The organism is Arenibacter sp. ARW7G5Y1, from assembly GCF_003201775.1.
GTDB lineage: Bacteria > Bacteroidota > Bacteroidia > Flavobacteriales > Flavobacteriaceae > Arenibacter.
The window spans coordinates 292822-316721 of record NZ_QJJZ01000002.1; the positions used below are offsets into that span (position 1 = coordinate 292822).

Consider the following 23900-nt stretch of genomic DNA (forward strand, 5'->3'; position numbering starts at 1 on the left):
AATGGAGTATTGATGGTGAAGCTTTTATTGAAGAGAAAAGATTTTATTCAAGTTGATATCCCATAGCCCTATACTGATACAAGAAGTGTATGAAAAATAAATAATTACGAACCCTGGCAACACAGGTAGATTAAAAAGGTATGTACTAAAAAAAGAATTTAGGATAATAATATTAAGGATAAATAAGCGAAATATACTTTAAACATAGAAGAATGAAGAAAATAAGTATTGTAATATTCATAATATCAATAAGCTTTAGCTGTCGAACTGCCAAATCAAATGAGGAGAGTAGTTATGTAGATCCTTATAATGTAGTATGGGAGAGCCCTTCTAAAGACCATCATGGATCAATGCCCATTGGCAATGGAGATATTGGTCTGAACCTATGGGTAGAAGAAAGTGGTGATATTTGTTTTTATATAGGGAAGACAGATTCATGGGGAGATAATGGGCGCCTATTAAAACTGGGCAAAGTACGGGTACAATCCACTCCTTCAATTGTTTTTTCTAAGAGCCAATTCAAACAGGAATTGGATTTAAAGTCCGGAACTATAAAAATCAGTTCTAAAGGGGAATTAGACGGTAAATCGGTAACAATAAATTTTAAAATCTGGGTTGATGCCAACAACCCGGTAATTCATATAGATCAGTCTAGCTCACTACCTGTTACGTTAAAGGCAACTATAGAACTTTGGCGTACACACGAATATTCTTTGCCTGAAATAGGCGTTAGCGACCTCTTGGAAAAAAGAGATGCCCATGGAAGACTCTTTCAACCTGTCATAGTAGAGCCTGATAATTTAATTGAATCGGACAAAAATTATATTGGCTGGTACCATTACAACAAGAAGTCCGTAGGTTTCGATTTAACCAATAAATTACAAGGGCTTTCTGAATATTTCCAAGAAGACCCTATACTTCACCGGATTTTTGGAGGGGTTATTACCGGTACCGATGCAGTTAGGGTCAATAATTCAACTTTAAGAACTCTATCTACAAAAGAAAACAATATAAGTGTACATATTCTTACCCAGCACCCTTCTTCACCAGAACAATGGCTAAATGCACTGGAAGAAAATATTGCAAAAGTTGAGAATATATCCATAACGGACCGTTATCGAAAACACAGAAAATGGTGGAATCAATTTTGGAATCGAAGTTGGCTAATGGCAACACCTGCCGACAGTACAGAATTGTCAATTAACACAAATGATGCCTATATTGTTTCCCGTGCATATCATCTCCAAAGGTTTATTGACGCCTCTGCAGGACGCGGAAAGTACCCAATAAAATTTAATGGATCCCTATTTACTGTTCCCACTGAAGGTTACCCTGGGGGACCTGATTATAGACGGTGGGGCCCAGGGTACTGGTGGCAAAATACGCGTTTGCCCTACTTGAGTATGTGTACAGCGGGAGATTTTGATTTAATGGAACCATTTTTTAAAATGTATGCCGATGACATTTTAGAGCTCTCAAAATATAGAACGAAAAAATATTTTGGTTTTGACGGAGCCTATTTGCCTGAATGCACTTATTTCTGGGGAGCTACATTTACAGCAACCTATGGTTGGACACCATATGAGGATCGTGAAGATCCTTTACAAGAAAGCCCTTGGCATAAATGGGAATGGGTTTCTGGACCAGAGTTAGTGTTTATGATGTTGGATTATTATGATTACACGGAGGACACCGATTTTCTACAACAACAATTATTACCCGTTGCCAACGAGATATTAAATTTTTTTAATAACTATTATCAAACCGATGAAAAAGGGAAACTGGTAATGTATCCAAGTATGGCCGCTGAGACATGGTGGGATACTACTAATCCCATGCCTGAGTTGTCAGGGCTACATAGTATCACCCAACGTCTAATGTATTTACCTGAAAATTTGACCACTGCAAGCGATAAAATTTTCTGGGAAGAAATGAATTCAAAATTACCAGAGATTCCATTACGTAACACCCCTTCTGGAATGGCATTAGCACCTGCAGAACGTTTCGAGAATAAGAAAAATGTAGAAAACCCAGAATTGTACGCCGTATTCCCGTTTAGACTTTATGGTGTTGGCATGCCTAATATTGACTTCGGAAAAAAGGCGTTGGAGCACCGATGGGACAAGGGCGCTTTTGGTTGGCGGCAAGATGATATTTTTATGGCCTATCTAGGGTTGACCGAACAGGCCAAAGCAAATCTAGTGGAGCGTTCCAAGAATTATGACAAAAACTCACGTTTCCCTGCTTTTTGGGGGCCCAATTACGATTGGACGCCAGACCAAGACCACGGTGGAGTTTTGATGAAAACCTTTCAATCAATGTTACTGCAGACCGATCCTTATTCTGACAAAATATACCTACTTCCTGCTTGGCCCAAAGAATGGAATGCAGAATTTAAATTGAATGCACCGAAAAATACAATAATCACTGGTAATGTGAAAAACGGGAAAGTCCAAGATCTAATTGTTACCCCAAATTCACGATTAAAGGATATTAAAATAATGCAGTAGGGTTATTTTATGGCAAAACGGACTTTTACTTTTGAACCATATTGTTTTGTAATGGAGAACTTTATAGAAGTTATAGATTATAGAATTTTAAAAAGTAAAGTTAATCAAGTTGCTAAAAGATTTATTTAGGAACATGGAATATTACAATATTATACTACGGTTGTAAATTTTTTCACCTTTTTTGGCAAAAGCTACAAAATACCTTGAAGTATAAAACCAAGGGGAGGTGCTGTGGGTTACGAAAATTATAGAGGTTGAAATCATTGCAAGAGGAGTGGTTAAACAACCTCTTTTCTTATCCTAAATAGTAAAAACAAAAGGGTGTTTATTTTATAACTTACTTTTGTGCGTATGATACTGAATGCCTTACTCATCTGATTTTCTACTGTTCTGAAAGAAACATTCAAATATTCGGCTATTTCGGTGTAGGTTAATCCTTCTTGCTTTCCTAAAATAAATATTTCTTTGCATTTAGGAGGTAATCGCTGTATCTCTGCTTGTACCAATATTATCAATCTTGTTAAATCCTTATCATCATCATCATCAAATATTTCTTTAAAGGTCTTTATATATTCCGTTTCAAGTGGTATCATATTATCTTTCTTTCTGTACTGATTGATAAATTCGTTATAAACGGATTGATACAAGTAATTTTTTATAGATAGGTTTTCATTTAAATTTCGATGTCTTTCCCAAACCCTTAAGAAAACATTTTGTACAATATCCTGTGCCAAATATGTATCGCGACAAAGGCCTTCTGCATAAATACATAATTTATGATGATAGGTTTCCATTAAATACTCATAGGCAGCAACCTTTCTGTCTTTTAGGCTTTCTGCCAATATTTTATTAATGGAATAATCTTCAATCAAAACAAAGCTTTGCCAGTTGGGTTAAATAGTCTTGTAAACTTATAAAAATATTTTTTAAAAAAAATCAAAATAAATTGTGGGTGGTATTAAATGTGAAACGTAATATATATAAACAGAAGTGAAGAAATGAGCCAAAAAATGGATACTATTATTGTCAAGTTTTTAATGAATACCGCTGATGTTGATGAGATTGAAATGTTAACAGAATGGTTGAAAAAAGCAGAGAACAAGCAATATTTCAAGGATTATATCAAGACGAATTATGCCATAAATTATAATTTGAAAAACTATAATTCCAAAAATTTCAAAAAAGATTTTTTACGTAAAATAAAATTGAATAAAAGCATTTATGTCAGATACAAATTCCATAAGATTCTTGAGTATGCAGCAGTAGCAGTATTGGTTTTCGGGTTAGCCTATATTTTTGAAGGTAGCTTATTCAGTAATTCCGACACCACCACTCCCTCAATTGTAAATACTAACACTATTCTACCTGGTACGGATAAAGCCACTTTGACTTTGGAAGATGGATCAGTGGTTGAATTGGAAAAGGGAAGTACTTTAAAAACTACAAATGCCAACAGTAATGGTGAACAGATAGTTTACAAGGGGGGTGAACATAATTCACTCGAGACAGTCTATAACTATTTAACCGTACCAAGGGGCGGTGAGTTTTTTGTAATTCTAGCGGATGGCACAGAAGTCTGGTTAAATTCAGAATCTCAATTAAAATATCCAGTGAATTTTAATAAGGGATCAACCCGTCTAGTAGAATTAATTTATGGAGAAGCCTATTTTTCGGTATCACCAAGTACGGCCAATAACGGAACAAAATTCAAGGTACTTAATCACTCTCAAGAAATTGAGGTTTTGGGTACGGAATTCAATATAAAAGCTTACGCGGATGAAACTAATGTTTACACTTCTGTAGTTGAAGGAAAAGTAACTGTAAATAACGGAGATTCCATCCAAGAGCTGAATCCCAATCAACAATCAATTCTGAATATTGAAACCAACAGAATGACTGTAGGGACGGTGGATATAAAATCTGAAATTTCTTGGAAAAATGGAATTTTCAGTTTTATGGACCTACCATTAAAGGATATTATGAAGGTAATATCCAGATGGTATGATGTAGAGGTTATTTTTGAAAATAAAGCATTGGAATCCGTTGAATTTGTTGGGGTATTAAGTAAACGACAAAGCATTACCCAAATTTTATCAATTATTAAGTCAACTTCAATAAATAATTACGAAATAAAAAACAAAACAATAATTTTAAAATAGATATGTCTATGAAGTAAAAAGGATCCTAAAAAAAAGGAGGATAAAGTTTACCCGTCAAAGTAAAAACCTTATCCCCTCAGAAGTATCACCAATTAATTAAATGTTTAACCAACTGATAACACACAAATTTATGGAAATTAAATTTACCTGTGCCCGATTTTTATTCAAAAAACGGCTCTTAATGAATATTATGAGAACTTTCCTTTTCTTGTTTTTTACTACAATTTATGCTTTAACACCAGAGAATGTAGTGTCTCAAAATTCTAGAATTAAGATAGAAAGTGACAAAACATTGTCCGTGGATGAAGTCTTTAAATTGATAATGAATCAAACTGATTATAAATTCTTTTACGAAAAAGGAATTTTTTCAGAATTCCCTAAAGTAAACGTAAAAAAAGGAATTGTAAGAACAAATAAATTGCTTAAGCGATGTTTATCGCAGGGGAATCTAGATATTACTGTTACCGATGACAATGCTGTTGTTATAAAAGAAAAAATAATTGAACCGCGAATCACCAATAGGGCCGTACAACAGCTGAAAATTTCAGGAACTATAACTGACACTAAAGGTGAACCCTTAGCAGGGGCCGGTATTCTTGAAAAAGGAACTTTAAATGGTACTCAAACCGATTTTGATGGTAATTTTTCACTTGATGTACAAGATGGCAATGCTATTTTAATCATTTCTTACATTGGTTTTGCATCCAAAGAAATTGCTGTGGGCGGCCAAACAAATATTTCAGTCACTCTAGAGGAAAGCGCCTCGGAGTTGGATGAGGTGGTAGTTGTAGGTTTCGGAACGCAAAAGAAGGTTAACTTAACTGGTTCCGTAGCGCATGTATCGGCAGCGGAGTTGACCAATCGACCAGTGTCGAATGTGCAAAATTTATTACAAGGGAAAGTCCCAGGATTACAAATAGTGCAGGGCAGTGGTCAACCAGGAAAGGAATCATCTACAATGCTAATTCGTGGTTTGGGTACTTTTAGTGGAGCTGGTAATACGCCATTGGTTCTTGTTGATGGTGTTCAAGGTAACTTATCTCAATTAAACCCGGATAATATAGAGTCTGTTGCTGTTTTAAAAGATGCTGCCTCTGCTGCTATTTATGGAGCTAGAGCCGCAAATGGGGTTATACTTGTAACTACAAAAACTGGGAAATCTGGCCAATTAAATATTAGTTACCACGGCAATACTCAAATTCAACAAGCAACTCGAATGCCAGATTTTGTTACCAATTCTGCTGATTTTATGAGTTTATGGAATCAAGTAAGGGTTCGTCGGGGATTAACCGAACATTTTACACAGGGGGAAATTGATGCATTTCGCAATAATGTTGGAAACCCAAATTACCCAAACACAGACTGGTTGGACCTAATGGTTCACTCTGCAACTGCACAAAATCATCATTTATCCGTAAATGGTGGAAATGAAAAAACGCGATATAATTTCGGGTTGGGATATTTTGATCAAGATGGAATTATTGACGGTCATGATTACCAAAAGTATGATTTAAGGCTTAACGTAAACTCAAAGATAAATGATGTAGTATCATTTGGCGCCAACGTTGGTGCATCGCAGAGAAATATAACTGAGCCCTCATTAGTAGATGATGATCTTATTTTAATCATATATGCAGCCGGACCAAACTATTCTCCATACTTGCCTGACGGAAGTGGGAATTATGTATCACGTTATAATTCAAGAGCAGGACATAATAGAAATCCTGTATCACTAACAAAGGAAGGAGGACATAAAGAGTCAATCTATGCCCTAAATGCACAGGCATTTTTGAACATTAACTTAACCCCTAATTTAATATGGCACACAAAAGGGGCTATTAACTTTGACCATTCCTTCTATAAATCCCATAATTACTCTGTACCCCACTACAGGTTCTCAGATGGTGAATTTGAGCACGATGGTTGGCCGGTAAATAAAGGGGTTTATGATTCCAATAACACTTCTGTACTTACCACTTTGTATTCCACGTTGGAGTTTACAAAAACTTTTGGCAGGGATCACAATTTTAAACTTTTGGGAGCTTATAATCAGGAATCCTATTTCAGTCGTTACCTACAAGGTGGAAGACTGGATTTTCCCACTCCATCAATAAAGGAGATCAATGCCGGATCTACGGAGGGACAGTATGTAAGGGGTTCAGCAAGTGAATGGGCTATTCAATCTTTATTTGGGCGTGTCAATTATGACTATAAAGGAAAATATCTAATTGAGGCAGTAGCGAGATATGATGGTACCTCAAGAATTCATGAGGATACTCGTTGGGGAGTTTTTCCTTCAGTTTCAGCCGGATGGAGATTGTCGGAGGAAGCATTTATGAAAGACAGAAACTGGTTAGACAACCTAAAATTTAGAGCTTCTTGGGGTCAATTAGGAAATCAGAATATTGGATTATACCCCTATCAGGAATTAATGTCATTAACAGGATACCCATATTCATCAACCGTTCAACAAGGCGCATATGTCAGTAGGTTGACCGATAAAAACCTTAAATGGGAAACAACAACAACATTAAATTTTGGATTAGACCTAAGTATACAGAATGGATTATTTTCAGCAACTGCTGATTGGTTTAACAAAGAAACCACTGATATTCTGTATGGAGCAGTAATTCCTGCAAGCGTCGGGCTCTCCGCGCCAACTATAAATTACGCTGCGATGAGAAATAAAGGGTTCGAAATAGACCTTGGACATAGAAATAACATAGGGGAATTAAACTATTCGGTCAATGTTAATTGGTCAACATATAATAACGAGGTTACGAAGGTTAGAACTCCTTCATATGGTTCCACCACAATTCAAGAAGGGTTGCCTTGGAATTCCTTTTACATGATTGAATGGATAGGAATTTTTCAAGACGAGGCAGATATTGCTTCATCTCCAACCCACCCATATGATCCACAACCAGGGGATTTAAAATTTAGGGATGTAAGTGGTCCTGATGGTGTTCCAGACGGAAAAATTACTGCTGATGACAGAGTAGTTGTAGATGGAGCCCACCCTGATTTTTACTATAGTGGTACGCTTAATCTGGAATGGCGCAATTTTGATTTATCTGCTTTTTTTCAAGGTGTAGAAGGGAACAAGCACTATGTAAACGGCTGGGGAATCGACCCTTTTGTCCAAGGCACGGCGCCTCGAAAAAGTCAAGTTGAAAATGCATGGACCCCTGGTAGCGGAATTAATGATTATCCAGCCTTATATGAATCAGGTTATGGGCCTGTAACTGGTACCACTTCAACGTTCTTTTTACAGGATGCATCATATTTCAGGTTAAAAAACCTTTCACTAGGGTATAATCTACCCAAACAATATGTCAATAAAGTTGGCATGAAGAACCTTAGACTCTATTTATCTGGCGACAATTTATTTACAATTACGAAATATCCTGCCGTAGATCCAGAAAGAACAGGTGGTGGGCGCTTTGCAGCATATCCGCAATTGACAATCTTTAGTGTTGGGCTTAAAGTTAATTTTTAAATTCTGAATCATGAAAAAATTTAATATATACATACTAATTGGATTATTGGGAATTTTATCTATGTCCTGTGAGGATTTCCTTGACAAGCAACCACTGGATCAGATATCGAGTGAGACTTTTTGGAAAGATGAATCGGATGCGGATATGGCTCTTGCAGGGGTATATTCTCAAATGAGAAGTAATACCCTAAGTTGGGATAGAAATTTTTATGATGCCTTGTCCGACAATTCCTTTGCACGAAATGCCGAAGGAGGAAATGTGTCGCCATTAGCTCAGGGGATTATTGAACCAAGTTCAGGTGGGCTCGTAAGCAGTGTTTATAATGCAGCATTTACAGGTATTTCACGTTGCAACATTTTTTTGCAAAATATTGACAATGTAGAGATGGAAGAAACCAAAAAAAACATCTATAAGGGAGAGGTTTTGTTCCTTAGGGCCTATTTATATTTTACTTTAACCCAATTTTATGGAGGAGTCCCACTATATATAACTCCCCCAACAATAGAAGAATCAAAGGTAAAACAATCAACAAAGGAAACGGTAATCAATCAGGTGTTGGCCGACTTGGATGAGGCAATCGGATATTTACCCGATGATGTATACGATGGCCATGCAGTTAAGGGCTCTGCTTTATCTTTAAAAGCCAAAATACTGTTACATCAAGAAAAATGGGTTGAAGCAGCTGAAACGGCTAATTTGGTTATCCAGTCCGGCACATTTAGTTTATCCAGTTCCTACCCAGATCTATTTTTAGCGGCAGGTCAAGAAAATAATCCGGAAATAATATTCTCAACAAAATTTTTAAATCCGGATTATAACGCATGGTATGGCCCAGATATTCGAATTGGCTGGTGGTCATCTTTAAATCCCTTTCAAAATTTGGTAGATGAATATGAATGTACTGACGGCTTGTCCATTTCAGAATCACCTTTATACAATCCAGTAGATCCTCGCGAAAACAGAGATCCTCGATTAAGCCATACAATTCGGTTTTGGAATAATGGTATTGAAGAATTAATTGGAGGAAGCTATGATCCAGGTGGTGTTACAGAGACTGGCTATTTCTATGTAAAATATGTTGACCCAAATAATGCACCATTTGATTATTCAATTAAAAGTGAGCAGGATTTTATTCATCTTCGTTATGCGGATGTATTATTAATGTACGCTGAGGCAAAAAATGAAGCCAGTGGTCCTGACGCAACCGTGTATAATGCTATTAATAATATACGTGACCGGGTAGATATGCCTCCTTTGCCTGCAGATTTAACAAAGGATCAAATGCGTGAACGTATTAGGCACGAGAGTAGAGTTGAACTAGCAATGGAGGGGCACCGATATTTTGATTTAAAACGGTGGAAGACTATAGAAAATATAATACCGGCAATAACAGATCCCGGGGGTAACCAAAGACAATTTGATCCAGCGAAGCATTATCTCTTTCCTTTCCCGCAAAGTGAAATAGATCGTAACGAAAATTTGGATCAAAATCCTGGATATAATTAAAGTATAAAAATGTATTGAGTTAGTAGTTAGTTAATTATTGTTTGTTAAAAAGAACCACTGGCAATGGTGGTTCTTTTTGTTTTTATCAAAGGATAACATACCTATATATATTCTGAATCCGAATTAATACTTTATGTAAGCTTAAATGAAACCGAAAAACATAAAATTCAGCTATTTAATACTTCTAAACATTTTTGCCTATCTACTACCTGTGGTCCTATTAATGGGCTGTAAACCAAAACATTTATCTATTCAACCTAATCATGACTTAAAGGTTGTCACCTATAATGTCTGGGTAGGTTATCAAGATAGAAAGCATCCAAGGTTACCATGCTTGGAAATTGGTATCGAAAGGAAATCATTGATTTATGAATGGTTAAAAGAGCAAGAGGCTGATGTGGTGGTATTTCAAGAACTCATGGATTATTCAGCTGAAAAATTAAAAAATGAATCAAAATTCTGGGATCACAACTATGCGGTGACCCTTAGAGATCAAGGAATGGCTATTGGAATTAGTTCAAGATATCCAATTAAGGTTAAGGAAATATTGACTGAGGGAATGCAACATGGTTTAATATATTGTACAATTAACGGTGTCGATATAATTGCGACACACCTTTGGCCGAGTTTTGATCATACAATACTGGATGAAGTAAATATCGTTAAGGAAAGAGTTGATTCATCATTAACGTTGGGACATCCACTGTTATTGTTAGGCGATTTTAATGCATTTTCTCCCGAAGATGAACTTTTCATTAGCGATGAAACAATGGATTTGTACAAGCTATGGGGTTGGGGATTGGTAGATGGTCGGCCTAATTATCAAGTGATTCAAGCGCTTTTAAATAGTGGTATTAAGGATGTATGTACAAAATTCAGGAAGAATGATAAGGCCAGAAAACAGCGATACGATTTTATTTTCGCATCACCTAATTTATGGAATGAATGCACAGATGCCAATCATTTTCAAGAAGCTGAATTTTTAAGATTTTCAGATCATTATCCAGTAACAGCTACTTTTTCCAATATAAAGAATTAAAGTTATTAATAGAAAATGAAAACAGAACTAATATCAACTGTTGTTCAAGTTAAAAGTTAGTTCCTGACTTCTAATAAACTGTTGAAAATCAACGCACAACATTAGCATCTAAATTCCAAAGAAAATTATGAATTTTAAAAAACAAGTAAGTGTTATTCATTTTGGATTGATTCTTATCATTTCTAGCTGTACTTCAAAATCTAATAATAGTACACAATTAGCATCTGAATTCTCGTTTGGTATTATTGCTGATTGCCAATTTTCTGATTATCCAGCCAATGGTACAAGAGAATATGCCATGTCAGATGATAAACTTGAGGAATGTGTAACCCATTTGAACACTATGGATTTGGAATATACCATTCACGTGGGTGACTTTATAGACCGTAATTATGAAAGTTTTGATGTGGTAGTCCCTATTTATAATAAATTAAAAATGCCAAAATACCATGTTTTGGGAAATCATGATTTTGTAGTTCCTGGTGACAAGCGATCCAATGTTTACAAAAAGATGGGAATGCCATCAAGATATTACGAGTTCAAAATCAAAGATTGGCGATTTGTTGTATTGGATGGTAATGACATAAGTTTTCATGCCTCTAATGAGGGTAGTAAAGATTACCAATTTGCTGAAAACTATTACAAAACCAACAAAATTAACTCCCCTAAATGGAATGGAGCCGTTGGAGAATCCCAGAAAAACTGGTTAATTTCAGTTTTGGAAAACGCCACAAAAAATCAGGAAAAGGTAATTTTATTCTGTCACTTTCCTGTATTTCCTGAAAATGTACATAACCTATGGAATGCTGATGAGCTCGTGGAAATTATTGAAAACTATGATTGCGTTAAGGCCTATATAAATGGTCACAATCACGAGGGGAATTTCGGTTATAAAAAGGGGGTACATTATTTAACGATGAAAGGTATGGTTGAAACCAAAGAAACGGCTTATGGGATCATTACATTAACAGATAAATACATACAAATTGCAGGATACGGAAGAGAAGGAAATAAAAAGCTTCAAATAAAATGATTATTAAAAGTAAGAAAGTAACATGAAACATCCTTTATTAGATATTATAGCTTTATCGCTTTTGGTATTATTTATAAGTTGTAAGTCTCAACGACCATTAGTTAATTCAGAAAAATCAATAGCACCTAAAAATGTGATATTGCTAATTGGAGACGGTATGGGACTCTCCCAAATTTCAAGTAGTTTTTATTTTGGAAACACCAACCCTAATTTTGAAAGGTTTAAGCATATTGGGTTGATAAAAACCTCCTCACAAAATGGTCTAATTACTGATTCGGCAGCAGGGGCTACCGCTTTCTCAGCAGGTATTAAAACCTACAATGGAGCAATCGGGGTGGATAGTGACACTTTAGCTGTTGAATTATTAACCGAAATAGCTGCCAAAAAGTTTATTTCTACAGGTGTTGTAAGTACCTCCTCGGTCACCCATGCCACGCCTGCATCATTTTACGCCCATGTTAGATTCAGGAGCCAAGAAGAAGAAATTGCAGCACAATTACCCAGATCAAGTATCGATTTTATTGCTGGTGCCGGTACGGATTACTTCTTTAAGCGAAAAGATCACATTAACCTAAGCACCATGTTTTCAAATCAAGGTTTTATTCTGGACACATTGGCCTTAAATAGACCTAAAGACTTTAGTTTAGAGCATAAAATTGCGTTTTTATTGGCACCCAACCACATGCCCAAAATGAGTGAGGGGAGAGGTCATTTTCTTTCTAAGGCTACACAGTTAGGGCTTGAATATTTATCACAAAATGAAAATGGATTTTTTTTGATGGTTGAAGGTTCCCAAATTGATTGGGGAGGGCACAATAATGATTCCAGCTATATAATAGAAGAAGTAAGGGATTTTGATAGGGTTATTGGGGAAGCACTTGATTATGCCCAAAAGGAGGGCAACACCCTTGTTATAGTTACAGCCGATCATGAAACAGGAGGATACACTCTAGCGTCGGATAAAGGGAACTATAACAAAATAAAAGGTTCGTTTTCAACAACAGGACATTCGGCCACTTTGATTCCAGTATTTGCCTTTGGTCCAGGATCTGAAAATTTTCAGGGCATATATGAAAACAATGCTATTTTCCATAAAATTCAAAATTCAGTAAACTGGAAGTAGCGTTATAATCTAGCCTTCAATTTCATAATAACAAATCAAATTAAGGGGCAAGACTAGCAATTTAGGGTCTTCCAGCTTAAATTTTAAAAACACTTTATTATTAAAACAATGATTTTCAAATATTTATCGGCTACTTTATTGACATTATGTTTATTCTCCACAACATATTCTCAAACTACGGGAACAAAGGATTTGAAATATATAGGCATGCCAGTAGGAGGAATTGGTGCAGGACAAGTATATCTCGGTGGAGATGGTCAGCTGTGGTATTGGGATATTTTTAATATTCAACGAATCCAACCAGGTGGACCAGGTGATAAATTTTATATCAACCCAATGACACAGGACCATCAGTTTAATCAGGGCTTTGCGATTCGTATTAAAAAACTATTACCTTCATTCAGCACACCAATTGTGAAACCTCTGAATAACAATGGTTTTTCTGAAATAAAATTTAAAGGAGAATACCCTATCGGTAAAATAAGCTTTAAAGAGCCTAACTTTCCAGTTTCCGTAAAATTAAAGGCCTATACCCCTTTTATACCTACGGACCACAAATCGTCAGATTTTCCAGCCATTGTTATGGAATATACACTAAGCAATGATTCCCGCACTGAAGTTACGGTGGAGCTTTTTGGTTGGCTTCAAAATATGGCGAATTTTAAAATGGCCAATGCAGCGGACGGAACTCATATCAATACTATTGCAAGACATGAAAATACCATACAATTGATTACTTCTTCGAAGGTTTCTGCTAAAAACAAAGATTTGCCTGATTATGGTAATATGGCTTTGACCTTAATGGAAGGTGAAAATGCTTGGGGAACACCAAAAACTTCAGATGACTTAGAATTCAATCTTCCAGAAGTTTCTGGGACTAATGAGCATTCAGCTGAAGCGGCCTTGGGACAAATTTTAACTGGGGCTATTGGTAAGGAATTAAAGTTGAAACCAGACGAAAGGAAAACACTTACGTTTATCGTTTCTTGGTATTTTCCTAATGTCCATAGACAGGAAAGCGGACTTAATCCATTAAAAAACAAAGAAAATTTAAGACGGAATTATAGTAAAAAGTTTAGTTCTGCAGGGCATGTTGCCCATTCGATAATAGCTAAAAAAGAATACTATCTCAAAACTACAAAAGTTTGGAACAACACTTGGTACAACAGTTCTTTGCCGACATGGTTTTTGGATAGAACCTTTGCTAACACCAGTACTCTAGCTACATCATCTTGCTATATACTTGATGATCTTACTGATGACCAGGACAATGAAGGTCGATTTTATACCATGGAAGGAGTGTATTTGGGTTATGGAACGTGCACTCATGTTTTTCACTACGAACAAGCATTGGGACGAGTATTCCCTAATCTTGCTAGACAATTAAGAACACAAATAGATTATGGATTATCATTCAAATCAAACGGCATTATTCAATATAGAGGAGAGTTGGATCAAGGTAAGCATTTAGACTACTACGATGGTAGCGGATATGCCGTAGATGGGCAGGCCGGTACTATATTAAGGGCATATAGAGAACATACTACTTCAGTAAATAGTAACTTTTTAAAGGAATACTGGCCTAAAATTAAAAAAAGTATTGAATTCATGATAAATCATGATGCCTCTGAAACAGGAAGACCTGATGGAATATTGGAAGGTGGTCAATATAATACGCTGGACAGAATGTGGTATGGTAAAATTGCTTGGACCAGCAGTATGTACAATGCCGCGGTACAGGCAGGTGCGATTATGGCGAATGAGATAGGTGACAAGCGTTTTGCCAATATGTGCAATCGAATTGTAAAATCTGGCAAAAAAAATATGACCCATTTATTATTCAACGGAGAATACTTTATAAACATTTTAGATCCTGAAAATCGGAGAGCTCCAAATACCTATATTGGTTGCCATATTGATCAAATATTAGGGCAGTCGTGGACGATCCAAGCTGGCTTACCTAGAATTCTGCCGAAGAAAGAATCAGTTAGTGCCCTCAAATCAATATATAAGTATAATTTTCAGGAAGATATTGGAGCATATATCGATACGGCTTCGATTAAAAATGTACGTTTCTATGCCCTTCCAGGAGAGTCGGGAACTGTAATTTGCTCCTTTCCTAAAGGTGGCATTGAAAAAGTCTCAGGGAGAGTTAATAATGATTGGGAGAAACTATCCATTGGTTATTATAGCGAATCCATGACGGGGTTTACATATCAGGCAGCAGCACACATGATCGGTGAAGGTTTGGTTGAAGAAGGAATGACTATGATAAAAGCCATCAATGATAGGTATGCTCCGTCTAAAAGAAACCCTTATAATGAAGTAGAATACGGCAATCATTATACAAGAGCAATGTCAAGTTATGGAGCATTTGTGGCGGCAACCGGTTTTAAGTATCATGGACCAAAATCCTTTCTAAGTTTTGATCCAAAGGTAAATCCGGATAATTTCAAATCAGCGTTTATTACAGCCCAAGGTTGGGGCAGTTTTGTTCAACAGCGAATTGAAGGAAAACAGTTAAATTCAATAACATTATCCTTTGGAACTCTGGGGTTATCAAGCCTTGAGTTGTTTTTGGAAAAAAAAATAAATAAAGAGGTGATTATAACGATGAATGGAAAACCTATCGAATTTAATTCAAATTTAAAAGAACGAAAATTAACACTAAAATTTAAAAAAATAACTTTATCTAAGGGAGATAAATTAAGGATTCATGTTTTTTCTGAATAAAGGAAGGTATTTGGCAATGGCAGTTCTTATAAGATAGTCCTCAAAGTAGTAACGGACTGCGCCTCTCACACCAAAGTACGTACGGGTCTCGTATACGGCGGTTCGCAATCCATCTTTTCAATCGCTCTTTACACCAATCGAAACTATTCTGTACTTTTTCAAAAGGCTACAGATTTTCTTGGGAATCGGTCACCCAATAGCGAAAATCAATGCTCCCGTTCTAATTTCCTGAAGGATTGCGTTCAGTCCTTCCCCACTTGTGAGACCTGTGCAGTTTTATGCAACTCGTTTCCCGTTGGTACTATGACCTCGGCTGACTTCTCCGTTATATCAACACGTAATTACGGAGACCTCCCCAGGTAATGGCATCTTTCCTGCCACGCCGATAGGCGCGGTTTCCCTCGATTCCTGCCAGATCTACTGCTTCGGCATTCACTTAAAAGTGTTTCGGACTTCACAATGATGTGCTTGCTCATCCATCCTCACAGCCTCGTATCTGGTTCCTGTTCGTCAGTACCGAGTTTTGTAGTCCTGCTTCCTTCAGTCCTAGCTTCGCAACTAGCAACCTTGCAGCTTACTAATGGTTCAAAGAGCCTGTCCTGAGCGAAGTCGAAGGGTTACCCCTGCCCATAAGGGACCTGCCTGTCCGTCAGGCAGGCTTGCACCCTCTAGATTAATACCATATCTTAGATATGATAAAGATGCCCATGCTGGGTACACACACGGTATAGAGCAAATAGACAATGGCATTTGGAGGGTATATTATAGAAACGTATTTTTAGGATACTTTGATGAAAAACATTTAAGAAATAAAGAACAGGCTACAAGATTGGAAACCAATTTAGTGTAAAGGTTAATATATAACTTTTGTAACCATGTATCTTAACGAACACTAAAAAAATAGTAAAATGAAAAAATCAAAATTACACCTTCTTTCTATTCTGATTTTATGTGCTATTATTTCCTGTAAAGAAATTCCAAATTCTGGATCTTATGACCATATAAAAAGCATAACAAGTGAAATTGATGACGATAAGCTAGTAAACATTGAAAAAATAGAAAATGAATGGTTAACCCATGGAGGTAATTATCAAGAAAACAGATATAGTTCACTTCATCAAATTAATAAATCAACAATTGATAGTTTAGGTTTAGTTTGGAGTATTAACTTAGGAACCTCAAGAGGTTTGGAAGCGACCCCTTTGGTTGTAGATGGCATTATGTATTTGACAGGAACGTGGAGCATGGTTTATGCTATTGATATAAGGAAAGGTGAGGTTATTTGGACTTTTGATCCTGAGGTGCCCAGAGAATATGGTGAAAAAGGCTGTTGTGGTGTTGTTAATAGAGGAGTAGCTCTTTACAAAGGGAAAGTCTATCTGGGAGCTTTTGATGGAAGGTTAATTGCAATTGATGCGGTGACCGGCAAAAAGGAATGGGAAGTTTTGACAGTTGATCAAAACAAAGGTTATACAATAACAGGAGCCCCCCGAATAGTTAAAGGAAATGTAATTATTGGAAATGGCGGCGCAGAATATGGAGTGCGAGGTTATATAACTGCATACGATGCAATAAGTGGGGAACAACAATGGAGATTTTACACTGTACCTGATAATCCCGGAAATGGTTTTGAATCAGAAGCGATGAAAAAAGCAGCAGAAACTTGGACTGGTGAATGGTGGAAATTTGGCGGAGGAGGAACAGCTTGGGATGCCATAGTATTCGACCCTGAACTAAATCAATTATATATCGGAACAGGTAACGGCTCACCTTGGAATAGAGAAATCAGAAGTCCGGGAGGGGGAGACAATCTATACCTTTCCTCAATAGTGTCCTTGAATCCAGATAATGGTGAAATGATTTGGTATTATCAGACTACACCGGGAGAATCTTGGGATTACACCGCTACTCAACCAATAATTTTAGCAGATTTAGAAATAGACAATAGGCAAAGAAAGGTTTTAATGCAAGCCCCCAAAAATGGCTTCTTCTATGTCATTGACAGAACAAACGGAGATTTTATTTCTGGTGAACCATTTGTCTATACAAATTGGGCAAAGGAAATTGATTACCAAACAGGGCGTCCCATTGAAAGTCCTTTTGCCAGATACAAAGATGTAAACGCACAGATTGCTCCACATCCAATTGGTGGACATAATTGGCACCCCATGGCATATAACAAATCCACAGGTTTGGTTTATATTCCTGCTAGGGAGGGTTCATCTTGGTATGGACAGGAAGAGAGTTTTAACTTTGAAGATGATGGAAGATCTTGGAATACGGGCAAAGGCTGGGCGGAAGATAAACCTTCAGTTCAAGATTCATTAATTCCTAAAACAATCGGGAAATTAATTGCCTGGGACCCAATCAAACAAGAGGAAGTATGGAGTGTAGTTCATCAATCATCATATAATGCTGGAGTTCTTACCAGTGAAGATTTAGTATTCCAAGGTACGGGAGAAGGAGATTTTGTGGTTTATGATTCAAAGACCGGAGAGAAGTTATGGGACTTTCCACTGCAAACCGGTATTGTTGCACCTCCAATTACATATATGGTTGATGGTTTGCAATATGTAACCTTAGTAGCTGGTTGGGGCGGAGGTTTAGCTACTTGGGTGAAGTATGTAGATCAAATAAACCCAGGTGGTATTTATACTTTTGCTATTGGTGGAAAAAAATCGCCTCCAACTTTTCCAAAAAAGGAGCCAAGTGAACTCATCAATCTCGATTTAACAGCTACACAAGAACAAATTGATAAAGGCCAAAGATTATTTAGGCGATATTGTAGTCATTGTCATGGAGATGGAGTTATCCCTAACCTGAGCTATTCAAGACCAGAAATATTTGAGTCATTTCCTCAAATAGTAGGAGACGGAATATTTCTTGGAAATGGAATGCCCAAATTTAATGACAGGTTATCAGAACAAGACATTGATAACATAAAGAATTTTATCATATCAAATGCAAAGCAACAAAGAACAAAATTAATTGGAGAAGAATAAAAATAATGGCGAGGTGCTAATCGAGTAGACGGTTGACGACTTACTATTTACACACTTTATAAGATAGTCCCTTTTACATCAGCCAGTCTTATTAAAAAAAACTGGTCCTGTTCCCTAAAAGGTTAATATTTTTTTACTTTACAACCCCTAAAGTCGATTTAGATCTGAAGAATTGTTCAGCCTCTGATCCCGTTGCACATACTCGAATACCACAGATAGTATTCGCAATATGCCCTTTAGGTTTCCCGCAACTTCCAATTCCAGCAATTAATTTTCTTTATATGCATATTTTAAACAAGCCAATGAAGGTCAGAACCGACAAAAATAGGGCAGGGTCAGAAGAGCCCTAAACCATAAAATTAATAACTAGGGCAACTAAAAAGTCTTATTAAATTAGACCTATAAAAGAAAAATAGTCAATAACTATATCCAATTGAATGTAATGTGAAACTACATTCTCGAAAACAAATAAAATGACTCAATCTGAATTCATAATTTTAAATTTTGCTGAAATAAGGAGGAAAAGCGTCAAACTTTGGAAAGCACTTCCTAAAAGCTATTACAATTGGAAACCTGACGAAAATGCAATGACTGCCATAGAAATGATCAGGCACGTTTTAGAAGCCGATTATGGATGGAATATTATAATCAATAATGGCGGTATGACAAATTATAAAACACCTTGGAAAAATAGACCATTCACGAGCGTTACTGAAGAACTTAAGTTTGCCGAACCATATAGAAAAACATTTTTGGAAAGTGTTCGACAATTTTCCGATAAGGAACTAAACGAAACTAAAATCATCCATCCTGGAAATGGTGATGAAAAGACCCTCGGAAAATATTTATTACGGATTGGGTATCACGAATCGGTACACGCAGGACAATTTTTATCATATTTAAGAGCAATGAAAATTGATAGACCAGAAATATGGGACTAAAAAAACTTTACACCCAACAATGGTAACCCATACATCCTTATATCGAACTCACGTTAAGTTAGCCCTATAAAATGGATATAAGCACAAGTGGCTTTACGCTATTATTACCCAACATTTGAAATCACTCTTATAAAGAAAAACTTGACAGCTATATAGAAGCAGGATTTTTAGCAAGTGTAGGAATGTCAACTGTAGGTGCCATCGTAGAAAAATTCAATATGTATTTAAAAGAAAAGCTTCTTTCCACTTCGTCGAGCTAATGGTTTTGGATTGATAATTAGGATATAACTTTCCTTCATAATGGAAGATTAAACAAAAGGCTATGTTCGTTTTGGGGCACTTACCATTATACAATAGTTCTATTTTTCTATGTTAATATTGTTCATGTCTAATCTCGGTAAAGTGGGTGTGAGTTCAAAAGAGATCTATTCATCATTGACAATGTAGAGGGATATGTTATCGGTTCTTCGGTTTCCAAGTTGTGCTATATCAAATCCTCAATTCAATACAAAATTACCCTTTTTTTAGTCAAAAAACGCCCCGACCTTGAAAACAGATTAGTCTAGTTTTACAAAATAATTATGAAATGATTATTCTAAATATTCTGATTTGAAATTAGGATATCGTTCCACATTAAAATAAAAAAGAATGTATAAACGATTATTCTTATTGATGGGTTTATTAATAATCCAATATTCTTCGCTATTATTTTCACAAGGGTTATTTGATGATTTTAACGAGTCAAAAATCAATACCGATAATTGGGAAATTCTTAACACTAAGTGGGGGGAAAACCCATCCAAAGGTAAGCACGGGGGAGTTGTACCTGATAATGTATATATCCAGAATGGAGATTTAGTTGTACGGGCGCTCGGAGATAATTACAAAGGTCCTGTTAAAGGGCATGGGCAAAATACTAAAGTAGGAGGTGTAATTGCTACTAAAGAAAAATTCGCCTCTGGAATTTATGAAGTAAGAGCGAGGATTTGTCCCAGACCAGGAGCCTTATCTGCTTTTTGGACCTATTACTATGAGAACGAGAGTTTTAATCATGAAATCGATTTCGAGTTTCCTGGACGAAACCAGGCCCCCTATAAGCCGGATGATTCCGATTTAACATGGGGCCTCTTTTCCAATTGGAGGGGAATTAGCGAAGACGAACATAGAACGGCCGATAAGTATTTGGGTAACCAGGTCGACGGGGAATATCATTTATACCGTTTTAATTGGCACGCAGGTTCTGAAACGGAGGAAGCTAAAATAGAATGGTATTATGACGATAAGCTAATTCACCAATCCAATGAACAGATTCCAGACCATCCTTCTCAGTTTTTTGTTGGGATATGGTTTCCGTGGTGGATTTCCGAAGCCAATTTTGATATAGATTATATGTACATCGATTGGGTGAAAATCACGCCTTATTAAAAATAAATCAATTCAAAATCATCTATTATAAAGTATCCTAATGAAATCATTATTTATTACATCTTACCGCTTTGCAATTCTGATCACATTTATTTTATCATTTTCGACTACTATTGCCCAAAAACCTAATTTGCCCACATCCTATGAGCAGCTCACTCTGAAGTCATCCCCGTTTCAAGTTGCAGATTCGTATCTTTCAAGGCACGATATTATTTTTCAGGCCCCAACAGATTTAGAGGCGGAAGGTTTTCCTATGGGAAATGGCAATTTGGGAGGAATGATTTGGAACCATGATAATGGTATTGAAATTCAAATTAATAAAAATGATCTTTGGTCGGCTCCAATACCCGAAGAAAGAGATATGAGTATCCTAAAACATGCCGCTCGGTTAAAAATAGACTTTGGTGTCCCCGTGTTTAGTTGGATACACCTAGGGGATTTTACAGGCAGACTATCTCTTTCCAATGGAGAAGTGTCTTATAAAGCCACGTCAGGATTTGCATCTACCCAAATAAATACATGGCTTGCACACGGTAAGAATGTTTGGGTAATTGAGTGTAAAAATCTGCCTTTTAAAGACTTTACGACCGACAAACTAACAACAACAATATCATTGGAACGAATAGGGAGTAGGGCCTTCACAGGTTGGTATGGCGGTGGTTTTCCGAAAAACGAAAAAATTAGCATTGGTAAAGCCAACACAACAGTCAAGGGGGGGGACTTGATTATACATGAAAATACGGATGGACTGGATTTCGTAGTAGCCTGTAGGATTATCGATACGCATAGTAAGCAAACTATTATTGGCAGACATAGGGGGGAGCTTAAGACGGACAGTCCTGAATTGACGATTCTGGTCAGTGTGGTTACTTCAAAAGAGAGCAATCGCCCAGAAAGGGATGCCATAGCCCTATTAGATGGCGTGGAAAAACAAACGATTGCTAATCTAAAACAGGAAAAGGACAAATGGTATCAGAAGTTTTGGTCGAACTCATTTGTTAAATTAGGTAACGATTACCTAGAAAACATATACTATATGCGCCGTTATTTAATGGCAGCCGGTTCACAAGGGCCTTATCCTATTGCTTTCAATGGTGGGTTATGGCGCTGGAATCGCGATGTGATTAATTGGGGAACACCCCATCATTGGAATACCCAACAACAATATTGGGGTCTAGCAGCACAAAATGACCTTCAGCTTATGTCCCCATATATAAATACCTATCTTAAAATGACCCCTTATTTAGAGGCTCTGGCCAAAGAAAAAGGAGGGGGTGATAATGCTATATTGCTTACAGAGGCCCATGACTTTGATGGAAATCAGGCCAGCAAGGATTGGGGACCTATGGCCAAAAGCTATACCCAGGCCAGTCAGGTGGCCCAATGGTTTTGGGATTATTATCAATTTACGGGAGATATCGATTTTTTAAGAGAGGATGCCTATCCTTTTATGAAAAAAGCCTCGAACTTTTACTTGAACAAACTTCAATGGGATAAACAAAAAAAACAGTATTCTTTAATATCTACCTTATACGAATCTGAAAGCATCAAAAAGGCTAAGAATGTACTTTCGGATAGGGTTGCTATCGAAGCCTTGTTCAGAAACTGTATTTCTGTAGCAAAGCAATTAAAAATGGATAAGGACAAGATAAGGGAATGGCAACATGTGATAGATAACTTGTGGCCAATTGGTTATGAAACAGACGCAAACTGTGAAGAATTGCCAACGGCGGCAGAAGCTTATTTTACGGAAAATAGATATACCCCTTTTAATTGGGCCGTTGGTGGTGCACCCGCGTTCCCGACAGGACTTATTGGTATTGATGATAGCGAGAGCCGTTTGGGTAAGGCCGTGATCAATTTCATCAAATGCAATGGTATGGTAAATGCCCATTATCCAACACCTATAGTTGCCGCACGTATGGGCATGGGTGATGAAGCCCTAACGTACCTATTAAATGGTATAAAGGAACACCAGAATTTCCCCCAAGGGCTGTTGACCAATGTTACGGGGTACCCCCATAATATTTACAATCTAAAGTCCGTTCATGATTTGATAGGTGGCTACAAAATACGTTCAAAGCCTTTCTTCCAAATGGGAATGGAACCTATTAGCGATTATGCCACTACGGTAAATGAAATGCTGTTACAGAGCAATGAAGGTAAAATTAGGGTTTTTCCAGCCATACCTTCCAGTTGGAAAGATTCTAGCGATGTAGCTTTCACACTACGTGCAAGGGGTGCCTTTATGGTATCTTCGTACATGGACAAACAAGGAGATATTTCGCAAGTGGGTATAAAAAGTTTAAAGGGAAACACCTGCAAGCTTCAGAACCCATGGCCTGGAAAGAAGGTTGTCGTTTATTCTAACAATGAGTTGGTTAAGACCAAGAATCAAGCGGGTGATGTAATAAGCTTTACTACCAAAGCCGATAGGGAATATTCGGTCCGTTTGGCCGGGGCGTCCGTGGATTTTGAAAAAATCATCTATGATTCAGAACCTAACGAGAGGCCAAAAAAATTAGGCCAACGTACATTAGGTAAGATCAGTGGATGGAATAAGGATTTTTGATCGATCTAACTCCATTCCATTCAGTATGGCTTTTGAGTTGTTTATATACTACAATTATCGGTAAAGGTTAAAATGTGGTTATTACAACCTAAGGAATTACACCAGCGGATTTTGAGGCATGCCAAGCTGAAAATCCAACTAATTAGTTTTGTTTCTTGTTTAAGTGCCCCTAAAGTTATATTAGGGGCTTTTAAAATTCAGATTATCTAAAATAAAATGGAAATACTCCAATTAATACTTAGATGGTTGATATGTACTTGATAGAAATTACTTTGGTGAATTTAACAAAATTGGGTCTTCCTGAAACTTTTATTTTGATTGCTTAGGTAGGTTCAGGTTAATTTGGCATAAGGGAGT

At 36.8% G+C, this 23900-nt stretch carries 14 protein-coding genes; 13 read left to right on the forward strand and 1 reads right to left on the reverse strand.

What is annotated here, in order from left to right; translation table 11 throughout:
• Positions 1-212 precede the first annotated feature (212 nt).
• Complete coding sequence (locus C7972_RS04420; protein ID WP_110355021.1) at positions 213-2510, forward strand: DUF5703 domain-containing protein; 2298 nt, start codon at positions 213-215, stop codon at positions 2508-2510.
• A gap of 278 nt (positions 2511-2788) precedes the next feature.
• Here C7972_RS04420 and C7972_RS04425 read toward each other — a convergent pair whose 3' ends face one another.
• A complete protein-coding gene (locus C7972_RS04425; RefSeq protein ID WP_258364769.1) occupies positions 2789-3382 on the reverse strand; it encodes an RNA polymerase sigma factor in 594 nt (197 codons plus the stop codon).
• Positions 3383-3520: 138 nt separating this feature from the next.
• Between C7972_RS04425 and C7972_RS04430 the strand changes: the two genes are divergently transcribed.
• From C7972_RS04430 to C7972_RS04485, 12 genes are all read left to right on the forward strand, one after another.
• The gene (locus tag C7972_RS04430; RefSeq protein WP_181422823.1) at positions 3521-4669 is read left to right on the forward strand and encodes a FecR family protein; all 1149 of its coding nucleotides are present in this window, start codon (positions 3521-3523) and stop codon (positions 4667-4669) included.
• A gap of 181 nt (positions 4670-4850) precedes the next feature.
• Entirely contained in the window at positions 4851-8168 is a 3318-nt protein-coding gene (locus C7972_RS04435) for a TonB-dependent receptor (protein ID WP_181422824.1), read from the forward strand.
• 10 nt (positions 8169-8178) lie between these two features.
• Complete coding sequence (locus C7972_RS04440; RefSeq protein WP_110355024.1) at positions 8179-9675, forward strand: RagB/SusD family nutrient uptake outer membrane protein; 1497 nt, start codon at positions 8179-8181, stop codon at positions 9673-9675.
• 145 nt (positions 9676-9820) lie between these two features.
• The gene (locus tag C7972_RS04445; protein WP_110355025.1) at positions 9821-10714 is read left to right on the forward strand and encodes an endonuclease/exonuclease/phosphatase family protein; all 894 of its coding nucleotides are present in this window, start codon (positions 9821-9823) and stop codon (positions 10712-10714) included.
• A gap of 127 nt (positions 10715-10841) precedes the next feature.
• Positions 10842-11747 carry a metallophosphoesterase gene (locus C7972_RS04450; protein ID WP_110355026.1) on the forward strand — a complete coding sequence of 302 codons (906 nt, stop codon included), beginning with the start codon at positions 10842-10844 and terminating at the stop codon, positions 11745-11747.
• A gap of 22 nt (positions 11748-11769) precedes the next feature.
• Positions 11770-12870: an alkaline phosphatase gene (locus C7972_RS04455; RefSeq protein ID WP_110355027.1), complete on the forward strand. Its 1101-nt coding sequence runs from the start codon at positions 11770-11772 to the stop codon at positions 12868-12870.
• 108 nt (positions 12871-12978) lie between these two features.
• Positions 12979-15603, forward strand: a complete 2625-nt coding sequence (locus tag C7972_RS04460; protein WP_110355028.1) for a GH116 family glycosyl-hydrolase — start codon at positions 12979-12981, stop codon at positions 15601-15603.
• A gap of 580 nt (positions 15604-16183) precedes the next feature.
• Positions 16184-16453, forward strand: coding sequence for a hypothetical protein (locus tag C7972_RS04465; protein ID WP_110355029.1), 270 nt, complete (start codon positions 16184-16186; stop codon positions 16451-16453).
• A gap of 58 nt (positions 16454-16511) precedes the next feature.
• Positions 16512-18605 (forward strand): PQQ-dependent dehydrogenase, methanol/ethanol family, encoded by a 2094-nt coding sequence (locus C7972_RS04470; protein WP_110355030.1) that lies wholly within the window; start codon positions 16512-16514, stop codon positions 18603-18605.
• Positions 18606-19078: 473 nt separating this feature from the next.
• Positions 19079-19546, forward strand: coding sequence for a DinB family protein (locus C7972_RS04475; RefSeq protein WP_110355031.1), 468 nt, complete (start codon positions 19079-19081; stop codon positions 19544-19546).
• Between the two features lie 648 nt (positions 19547-20194).
• Positions 20195-20971, forward strand: a complete 777-nt coding sequence (locus C7972_RS04480; RefSeq protein ID WP_110355032.1) for a glycoside hydrolase family 16 protein — start codon at positions 20195-20197, stop codon at positions 20969-20971.
• A gap of 40 nt (positions 20972-21011) precedes the next feature.
• Entirely contained in the window at positions 21012-23543 is a 2532-nt protein-coding gene (locus tag C7972_RS04485; protein ID WP_110355033.1) for a glycoside hydrolase family 95-like protein, read from the forward strand.
• Positions 23544-23900: the final 357 nt, after the last annotated feature.

Excerpts from the sequence above, each read along its gene's own strand:
- C7972_RS04460 (WP_110355028.1), top strand. The coding sequence starts at position 12,979 with ATGATTTTCAAATATTTATCGGCTACTTTATTGACATTATGTTTATTC.
- C7972_RS04480 (WP_110355032.1), top strand. The coding sequence starts at position 20,195 with ATGTATAAACGATTATTCTTATTGATGGGTTTATTAATAATCCAATAT.
- C7972_RS04465 (WP_110355029.1), top strand. The coding sequence starts at position 16,184 with ATGGTTCAAAGAGCCTGTCCTGAGCGAAGTCGAAGGGTTACCCCTGCC.
- C7972_RS04435 (WP_181422824.1), top strand. The coding sequence starts at position 4,851 with ATGAATATTATGAGAACTTTCCTTTTCTTGTTTTTTACTACAATTTAT.
- C7972_RS04430 (WP_181422823.1), top strand. The coding sequence starts at position 3,521 with ATGGATACTATTATTGTCAAGTTTTTAATGAATACCGCTGATGTTGAT.
- C7972_RS04485 (WP_110355033.1), top strand. The coding sequence starts at position 21,012 with ATGAAATCATTATTTATTACATCTTACCGCTTTGCAATTCTGATCACA.
- C7972_RS04455 (WP_110355027.1), top strand. The coding sequence starts at position 11,770 with ATGAAACATCCTTTATTAGATATTATAGCTTTATCGCTTTTGGTATTA.
- C7972_RS04420 (WP_110355021.1), top strand. The coding sequence starts at position 213 with ATGAAGAAAATAAGTATTGTAATATTCATAATATCAATAAGCTTTAGC.
- C7972_RS04450 (WP_110355026.1), top strand. The coding sequence starts at position 10,842 with ATGAATTTTAAAAAACAAGTAAGTGTTATTCATTTTGGATTGATTCTT.
- C7972_RS04445 (WP_110355025.1), top strand. The coding sequence starts at position 9,821 with ATGAAACCGAAAAACATAAAATTCAGCTATTTAATACTTCTAAACATT.
- C7972_RS04475 (WP_110355031.1), top strand. The coding sequence starts at position 19,079 with ATGACTCAATCTGAATTCATAATTTTAAATTTTGCTGAAATAAGGAGG.
- C7972_RS04440 (WP_110355024.1), top strand. The coding sequence starts at position 8,179 with ATGAAAAAATTTAATATATACATACTAATTGGATTATTGGGAATTTTA.
- C7972_RS04470 (WP_110355030.1), top strand. The coding sequence starts at position 16,512 with ATGAAAAAATCAAAATTACACCTTCTTTCTATTCTGATTTTATGTGCT.